This window comes from Candidatus Cloacimonadota bacterium (assembly GCA_021734245.1).
GTDB lineage: Bacteria > Cloacimonadota > Cloacimonadia > Cloacimonadales > TCS61 > B137-G9.
In genome coordinates this window covers 1-8,955 of the sequence record JAIPJH010000108.1, presented here as the reverse complement: position 1 = coordinate 8,955, position 8,955 = coordinate 1, and the positions used below count along the sequence as shown (strand labels likewise).

Sequence of the window (8,955 nt, the reverse complement as noted above, 5' to 3'; positions counted from 1 at the left end):
TTCACTGGAGTTCAGGTTTGACTGGACTTCAGGGAATGATTCTCAACTCCAGTTTCGCGAAAGCTCCTCTGAAGTCGAGTCTCAATTTTCTATTTCATCAGGACCTGTCCCGTGAAATTCCGAAGGACTATTTCATCAGGATCATCTTCTGGGTCTGTACGAACTTGTCAGCTTTCATTTTATAGAAGTAAACACCACTTGATACAGTTTTGTTCTGATCATCCCTGCCATTCCAGATGATATCATGTGCTCCTGCATCGAGTTGTGCACTTACCAATGTTTTAACTTTCTGTCCGCGAACATTAAAAACTTCCAGTTGAACATCACTTTCCTTATTTATACTAAAGGAAATAGTTGTACTTGGATTGAAAGGATTCGGGTAATTACCTTTCAATTCGGTAACAAGTGGAATCGTAGTTTCATCGTCAGATCCTGTCGGATTTGTATAATAAACATCATCAATGTACCAGCCTTCTCCAGTAACCAGACCTGTACTTCCTAACACAAATCTGATTTGCGCCATACCTGAATAACCAGAAAGATCCAACGTTACTTCTTCCCAATCTATACTTCCGGCAAAACATTCCAGACCTTCCGGGAAGGGAGAAGTCGGCATATTCAGCATTGTACAGGGATATCCGCCAACTGGAGTTACTTGTTCCCAATCTCCGCTATTTGCAGAGATCTCGATAATTCCGCCATCCCAGGTCATACCATTGTTATTGGCACCAACATCCATCCAATGATGAAATTTGATTGTAGCTGCAGAACCAAGTTCTATTTCGGGCATTACCAGAGCTGCATACATGAAATTTGCATAAGATGTATCATCTGGTCCGCCGCATTTCATACTGTACATTCCATCGATGGTGAAGTTCCTAAAAGAACTTAAATGCCATTCATCAACCCAGTCATCACCCAATACCATATGCGTCCAGCCACCTTCGCCAGCTTCGAAGTTATGAGCTATAAATCCAATAGGCAAATTAAAGGAAAATTGACCACTGAGACCTGTTTCATCTTGTACAATCACGTTGATCTCGGCAAAGTATTCCACAGGACTGTCATCAGCTATTGTAACTTGAATTGGCTGTTCAGTTGTTCCGATAGTTCCGGGATCGATAACTGAAATAAAACCAGATCCGTTCAAAGTTACATAAGGATCGCTTGTAAAAATTACAGCAGAAGTGTTATATGCAAATCCACTACCATTATTCATGAAATCAACATAAATATCGGCATTTTCACCAGGATCGAGTATTTCATCTATGCCAGATTGAAGTTCAAGGTCAAAACTATCATAAGCAAGATCTGGAGCTAATACGAGAACTTCAAAATCACTTATCCAGGTAGTTCCACCAGATTCTACTTCTAATGTGAAATCAATTATAGTTTCATCTTCAATGCTGCCTGTAAATTCAACTTGGAAAGCATCTTGCAGAGTGGAAAAACCTGAAGCTGGAATCTGACCAAAAACGGCTGTATCATTTAAGATGTTAACCATATTAGAAGTTGCAGAAAGTGTTGCATTTACTGCATTACCTGTGGGCTGCAGTCCAATATTATTGAGAGTTACATCCATTTGAACTGTATCCATAGATTGGATTGAATTATCGATATGACCATCAATTTCTACCAGATCTACAGAATCAAAGATCACATATTGATCTGGTGCGATGATCATAACATCAGCAGAATAGCGATAATGATTCTGCTTTGTAACAGTTACTTTCATTGTGTTATTTGGTATTTGTACTGGAATTTGAATAGATATTGCTGAACCTGTTCCAACTGCAGTTCCGATAACTTCACCATTCACGCTAAGACCGATAAAAGATCCTTCATCCGCTGTTACTTCAAAAGTATCTAATCCACTGAGAAGTTCATTACTGTGAGAAACTGTAATATTCTGAGGAACTTCGGAATAAACATTCATGAAAGCTCCGCCATGTTGATGGAAAAGATTATAAGTTACTGGTTTGCTCTGGCTGTTATAAGGCCAATTCGATCCATAAAGAAACGTTTTCCCAGCTGCGTTGGCGAAAGCCGGCAGTATGAAATCGCAATCTGTGGGATTTGTTCCCATATCGGGCATGAAATCCGGCCACATATGATCCATCGCACCCCACATATATGCATCATTTACAAAAGAATATGAAACTTCGGAAGCTGCGATCAATCCCAAAGCTCCTGTCTGATGACGATGAAAGACCTCGGCAAAAGAATCTCCCGACATGTTGTATTTTCCTGTAAGACAGTTTATCGACCACACGAAAACTGGTTTATCGTTGTTCAACATATTTACGTAAGTTGAATTATAATCCGGTTCTCCCCAACCGCTTTCATAACCATGATCGCGGTGTACGAGCATAAATGCTCCATCTTCGATAGCCTGATTTACCATCGCTCCAGTTCCACCTGTCCACCCGCCTAATTCGCCGGGAGTTTGTGGAATATAGCCCAATCCATTAGGACCAAAATAATTTAAAACTTGAGATGTATTTTGAGCATAAGACCAGGGATCAATGTCAGGATTTCCATCATAAACAGCATTTATTCTAACTCGGTCTTTGTTCAATTCATGAAACCAGAAACCACCGATCGCTTCTGAACAAAGTTGGAACCAACGCTCTGTCTGCCATCCCAAAGCCGTAACTGGGTGATCATAATAGTCGGCATCGGTAATTGGATTCTGTTCATAATCCAGCATTTTGTTTATCATCGTTTCCAATTCCTGCGCATCTCTGGCTGTGATCCTGGCAAATACTACATCAGTAAGTGAATTGCCTGTAACATCAGCATAAATATGATCTGAAACACAGTAATTATTCCAGATAGGAGATACAATAGTATTTCCAACTGTTCCGTAATCTCCAATCAGTAAAACTGCTGCAGGTGGAATATCCCAGTTGTTGTAAGCGTCATTGATATAAGTTTCAATAGCAGTTGTGGTATTTCCGCCAATTTCGGTTGTATTTTTTATTCCGGTACGAATTCCCTGTTCGATTCTGAAATCTGCAATAGTTTGCGCCCAGCTAAGGAAATCAGGATCATCTGGAACAATAATTATGTATTCATAATCTTCTGTTCTGGAATTGGAAGTTTTGTTAACATTGAAATCAGGTAACATCTCATAATTCAGAAAGGTTCCACTTAAAATTGGTTCCCACCAGATGCTGCGGAGTCTTTCTTCTCCAAAGTTACCGTTTCCTCCAGTAAACTCAACTTCAATTTCCATATCTCTATTCACAACAAGCTGCTTTGTAACAGGATTGTATTGGAAGGGTGAAATCGCCAGTATTGCAGTATCAACTCCACGGACTTCAGTTACTTCAGAAATTTTTATCGGTTCTTTTGGGAATATTGCATTTTGCTTGTAGATATTACTGTTTTTGCGAAACTGAAGAGGTCCATCTTCAGTGTCCAAAGGAATTCTGGGAGCTGGGATAAGATCTACGTTTTCGATAATTTCTGTTCTGGAAGAAATTATTCTTGTTCTCACAGACGCACCTTCCGGTATTGCTATAAATCTGCTGAAGGAAGGAAGATCGGGCATGCCCTCTTCTGCGGGTAAAAGTTGACCGGCAATATTAACTTTGCTCATATTAGAGCCGTCAACCATCTGATCTTGCAGAGTAAATGATTTAACTGAATAGATCAGATCAATACCATTAGCAGACTGATCGATCAAATTAATACCTTCTTCTCCCCAACTTTCTTCAAATTGGAATTCCTGATCTGCCGCTAAAACGAAAGACATCATCAGGATAAAAATAATAACTAATTTTTTCATATATATCTCCTTATAATTTTTTTATAATATAATGCAATTTTCCAACCAAACATTATTAAACCTTATGAAATATTCTTCACATACCGCCTAACTGCTTTAATTATTATACTTTATCTTATTGCATAAAATAGTAATTATTCTAATCTATGTCAAACATAATTGATATCTTAATTTGAAATTGAGAAATGATTTGCAAAATTCATCTTGAAATCACAATATTTTTTTTAAATTGACATATCGTAAAATATAAATTTTTTGTTCTAAGCACGAAAGGGGTAAAAATGGCTAAAAAGAGAATTTTAATTGTAGAAGATGAAATGATGATCGCAGAAGTTGTTAAAACATACTTATTGAAAGATCGATATGAAATCATTGATATTATTGACTCAGGTGAAAAATGTTTAGAGATCGTTGAAGAAACTAATCCTGATCTAGTTATAATGGACATCATGCTTGCTGGGGAAATGACTGGTGTGGAAGCTGCAAAAATAGTCCATGAAAAATTTGGTACCGCAATCCTATTCCTTACTGCTTATGCAGATGAAGAAACTCTGGAAGGAGCGATTGATTCTGATCCATACGGATACCTGGTAAAACCAGTGCGGGAAAAAGATGTTCGCGCCGCTGTTAAGATGGCTTTTCATATGATACAAAAGGAGCAAAACGAAAAGCAGTAATTGAACTTAATGATTTGCAGCCTGCTGAACAATGTCTATAAGTTCGCTATTTACAAAAGGTTTAGTTTTATAGCCAAATGCCCCCATTTGCTTAGAAGATTTTTCGATAAATTTATCTCCATAAGCCGTTAAAATAACAACATTTATTTTTGGATCAAGTTGTTTAATTCTGTTAAATACTATAAACCCATCAATATCAGGAAGTCTTTTATCCAAAAGAACAACATCATATTTATTTCTTTCTGCTAAACAAATTGCTTCTTCACCACATTTTGCCAGATCTATCATGAATCCGGCATCACTCAGAATATCTTTTAGCATCAACTGCATGTCAGAATTATCCTCTACGACCATTATTTTTTTTAATTCACTCATCTTTAACTCCCCAAAAAGTAGATTGCATTCTATGTGCCAAACTCAATGATTAAGTGAAAGAAATAGTAATTAAATTTATATTACACTATTATATAGTAAGTTACGTCTTTATATTTTTTAAAATTAAATTAAATCAAAGAATGCTAAATCAATTTTTATGCAAATTTCTGAGTCAATTAGGACACATTATTCTTAGATATGACTCAAAATCCAAACAATTTTCAAATAATTTTACAATTCAATATCAAGCGCTTTTAATTTCCTATACAAAGTTTTTCGATTCAGTCCCAACATCTTTGCTGTTTTAGTTTTGTTTCTCTCAGTTTTATTTAGAGTGTTTTCCAGGATCTTTCTTTCATAATCTTCTACAAGTTCATCAAATGTTAGACCATTTTCTAATAATAATGAATTTGTATTTGAATCAAATTTATAATTCAAGGCAAATGATAAATGATATGGTTCAATATAATCTTTATTGGTTAGTAGTGCAGCTCTTTTGATCGTAAATTTTAATTCCCGAACATTTCCAGGCCATTCGTGATTCAACATTTGTTTCATAGCTTCTTTTGTGAATCCTTTAACTTTCTTTTCCAGTTCTTCATTTGCTTCTGTCAAAAAAACTTCTGCCAGAGTTTGAATATCATCTCTTCTTTCCTGCAGTGTAGGAAGAGTAATTGTAAATTCATTTAAGCGATGATATAGATCTTCCCTGAAATTGCCTTTTATAACTTCGTTCTTAATGTTTTTATTGGTCGTAGCAATAAGACGAACATCAAAATCGATGGTGTTCCGACCTCCCAGATGTCGTACTTGTTTAGTTTCAATAGCACGTAATAATTTAGCTTGTCCATCCAGAGGAAGATTTGTGATTTCATCCAGCAGTAAAGTTCCACCATCACTTTCTTCAAATTTGCCTGATTTGGTGGAATATGCACCCGTAAAAGCACCTCGTTCGTGTCCAAAAAACTCACTTTCCAACAAGTTAGCCGGAATGGCTCCACAATCTACAGCTACAAAAGATTCACCGCTTCTTGGACTGCGTTGATGAATTAGGTTTGCAAATACTTCTTTACCGCTTCCACTTTTCCCCTGCAAAATAATGCTCATATTTGTTTTCGCTATCAAATCCACCTGTTTAAATACATTTTGGATAGCAGAACTATCACCGATTTCTTTTACACTTACAGTTTTCTGCCCCAATTTCTTCTTCAGGTCTTTTACTTCCTGGCTCAAATTTATTGTTCTTAATGCATTATCTATAGTCAGAAGTAATTCATCATTATTAAAAGGTTTGGTTACGTAATCGTAAGCTCCCAACTTCATAGCTTTCACAGCATCATTTAGATCTGCATAAGCAGTTATCATGATAACCTGCATTTCTTTGGGAAGTTTCATTAATTTTTCTAGAACTTCAATACCATTCATTTCTGGAAGTCTCATATCAAGTAAAACAAGGTCTGGATTATTTCTTTTTGCTTTCTGATAACCTTGTAAACCATTTCCAGCTACATAAACTTTATAACCTTTATCTTTCAAAATATTACTCAATAAAAAAGTCATATCCTGGTTATCATCTATGATTAGAATTTTATTCATCATATCTCCTGTTAAAATAATTATCTGGCTTTTTTAAGTAACTTTACCATTACTTTGGTTCCCACGCCTTCCTCGCTTTCAAAATCTACATTTCCACTATGAGCTAGAATTATCTGAAGAGCCATTGCCAAGCCAAGACCTGTTCCGTCAGATTTCGTAGTAAAGAAAGGATCGAATATTTTTTTCAGGTTTTCCTGAGATATTCCCTTTCCATTATCTTTAAATTCAATGATGATATGATCATTATAATCTTCTAAAGATATTTGTATTTCACCCTCTTTTTTTACAGCATCAATTGCATTAAGAATGAAGTTCACAAAACATTGTTGTATCCATTTTTCATCTACTGCAATTTTATCTATTTTCTTATCGTAATCTTTTATTACTTTTATTTTTTTTTCTTCACAACGGGTTTGTGTCAATCCAACCGTTTTGTCCAATATCTCTTTAATATCTTCATGCTGAAATTTTATGTCTCTGGGATTTGCAAATTCAAGAAGCTCTTTAATAATTTGATTGGCACTTTCAGAATTCCTTAAGACTATTTGCAAATATTGATTTAAGGGTTCTTTGGGCTGATATTTTTCCAGGCAGAATTGGATTGCGGAACTGATGTTGCCAAGCGGATTTCTGATTTCATGAGCTATCCCAGCAGCTAATTGACCCACACCAGCTAATCTCTCGGTTCGCATTATCTGCTTTTCCATTTCTTTTTGTTTTGTAATATCTCTTATGGCAAATACCATTTTTTCTTCATCACCAGCATTTTCCGATACAATCTTCCCCTGAATTGAGCCAATTATTTTTTTATTATTTTTGCTGTTTAATTCAATTTCAAAATCATTTAAAAAGCCATTATTTTTTATTTCCTCTTTCAGTAAATTTATCTGCCCATTATCATAAAATAACTCAGATACTTCTTTACCGATCAATTCTTTCCTTGTCCATCCAGTATAATCTTTAATGGAAGGACTTACTTCTAAAATCTTCATGTCGAGATCAAACTCGCAATAAATATCCTGGATGTTTTCAAAAATATGAAGATATTTTTTCTGGCTTTTCTTCAGTTTACTTTCCATTTTGAACTTATAAAGAGCAAGTTCTAAAATTACCTTCAATTCTTTTTCTTCAAAAGGTTTAACTATATAACCATAGGGTTCTGTTTTAATAGCTTTTTGCAGTGTTATATCATCAGCATAAGCAGACACGAAAACGAATGGAATATTCAAGTTTCGATAAATTGTATGAGCTGCTTCCAGTCCTGTCATTTTGCTTTCCAACATAATATCCATCAGAACCAGATCAGGTTTGAAATTATTAGCTTTTTGGATGGCATCTTCTCCGGAACGTGCCATACAACAAACTTCATAACCACAAATCTGCACGATCTTTCTAATATCTTGTGCTATAATCATTTCATCTTCAACGATCATTATTCTTTCTTCATGCACACTACACCTCTCAATATTCAAAACTCAAAGAAGCGGTTGTCCCAGATTTGGCAAGTTTTTTTATTTTTTTTTAGAAAATTGTGTGTCAGTATCGAGACAATATTTTTGTAGATGGTTAGGTTGAAATAAGCTAGTTTTAGATTGGTCATTGATAATACAAAATAGCCTGTTATTTGTGGCAACATTTTTTTTACTAAAAAAACTTCCGATTGTTCCCGAAGGCTTTCGGGATCATCGGAATGTTGATACTTTAGAATTACGATTTAAGATTGAAAAAGCTCCCCTTGTTAAGGGGAGAAGAGAAACGAAGTTTCGAAGAGGGGTTTTAGATTTAAGATTTACGATTTAAGATTTAAGATTTATGATTTATGATTTTAGATTTACGATTTAAGATTTACGATTGAAGATTTATTTAATTATCAGATTCCTTATTTCTCCCTTGTTAAGGGGAGATGCCGGCAGGCAGAGGGGTTATTTACGATTTAAGATTTATTTAATTATCAGATTCCTTATTTCTCCCTTGTTAAGGGGAGATGCCGGCAGGCAGAGGGGTTATTTACGATTGAAGATTTAAGATCTAAGAATCAGAATTTCTTGAATCCTTTTTCTTCTTCAACATTCGGAAGAACTGCGTACATTCCGAAGTTAAAGCGAAAGCCGTAAATGAAATCTTCGTAATAGTCGAATTTATGAGACCTTGCGAATGGTTGAATAAAAAAACCATTGCGGAGGTCAAATGACCATCCGCAAGGTTTTTACACTTCTATTTCATCAGGACCTGTCCTGTGAAATTCCGAAGGACTATTTCATCAGGATCATTTTCTTGGTCTGTACGAACTTGTCAGCAGGAACAAGTTCTCCCAAAAACAAGTTTCGGGAAGTAATGAAAGAAAAAGCCCCGACTTTCATCGGGGCTGATATCTATTCACTGGAGTTCAGGTTTGACTGGACTTCAGGGAATGATTCTCAACTCCAGTTTCGCGAAAGCTCCTCTGAAGTCGAGTCTCAATTTTCTATTTCATCAGGACCTGTCCCGTGAAATTCCGAAGGACTATTTCATCAG

At 35.7% G+C, this 8,955-nt stretch carries 6 protein-coding genes; 2 read left to right on the top strand and 4 right to left on the bottom strand.

Translation table 11 applies throughout. From position 1 onward, the window contains the following. Positions 1-127: 127 nt before the first annotated feature. Positions 128-3,793 (bottom strand): T9SS type A sorting domain-containing protein, encoded by a 3,666-nt coding sequence (locus K9N40_12215; protein ID MCF7815233.1) that lies wholly within the window; start codon positions 3,791-3,793, stop codon positions 128-130. A 281-nt stretch (positions 3,794-4,074) separates the two neighbouring features. Between K9N40_12215 and K9N40_12210 the strand changes: the two genes are divergently transcribed. After that, positions 4,075-4,470, top strand: coding sequence for a response regulator (locus tag K9N40_12210; GenBank protein ID MCF7815232.1), 396 nt, complete (start codon positions 4,075-4,077; stop codon positions 4,468-4,470). Between the two features lie 6 nt (positions 4,471-4,476). Here the strand turns inward: K9N40_12210 and K9N40_12205 are convergent, their stop codons facing one another. The 3 genes from K9N40_12205 to K9N40_12195 all read right to left on the bottom strand — a co-directional run bounded on the left by K9N40_12205 (position 4,477) and on the right by K9N40_12195 (position 7,892). Then, positions 4,477-4,845, bottom strand: coding sequence for a response regulator (locus tag K9N40_12205; GenBank protein MCF7815231.1), 369 nt, complete (start codon positions 4,843-4,845; stop codon positions 4,477-4,479). A 231-nt stretch (positions 4,846-5,076) separates the two neighbouring features. Then, on the bottom strand, positions 5,077-6,441 hold the full coding sequence (locus K9N40_12200; protein MCF7815230.1) for a sigma-54 dependent transcriptional regulator: 1,365 nt from the start codon (positions 6,439-6,441) through the stop codon (positions 5,077-5,079). A gap of 20 nt (positions 6,442-6,461) precedes the next feature. After that, on the bottom strand, positions 6,462-7,892 hold the full coding sequence (locus K9N40_12195; GenBank protein ID MCF7815229.1) for a response regulator: 1,431 nt from the start codon (positions 7,890-7,892) through the stop codon (positions 6,462-6,464). Positions 7,893-8,628: 736 nt separating this feature from the next. Between K9N40_12195 and K9N40_12190 the strand changes: the two genes are divergently transcribed. Then, complete coding sequence (locus K9N40_12190) at positions 8,629-8,931, top strand: hypothetical protein (GenBank protein MCF7815228.1); 303 nt, start codon at positions 8,629-8,631, stop codon at positions 8,929-8,931. Positions 8,932-8,955 lie beyond the last annotated feature (24 nt).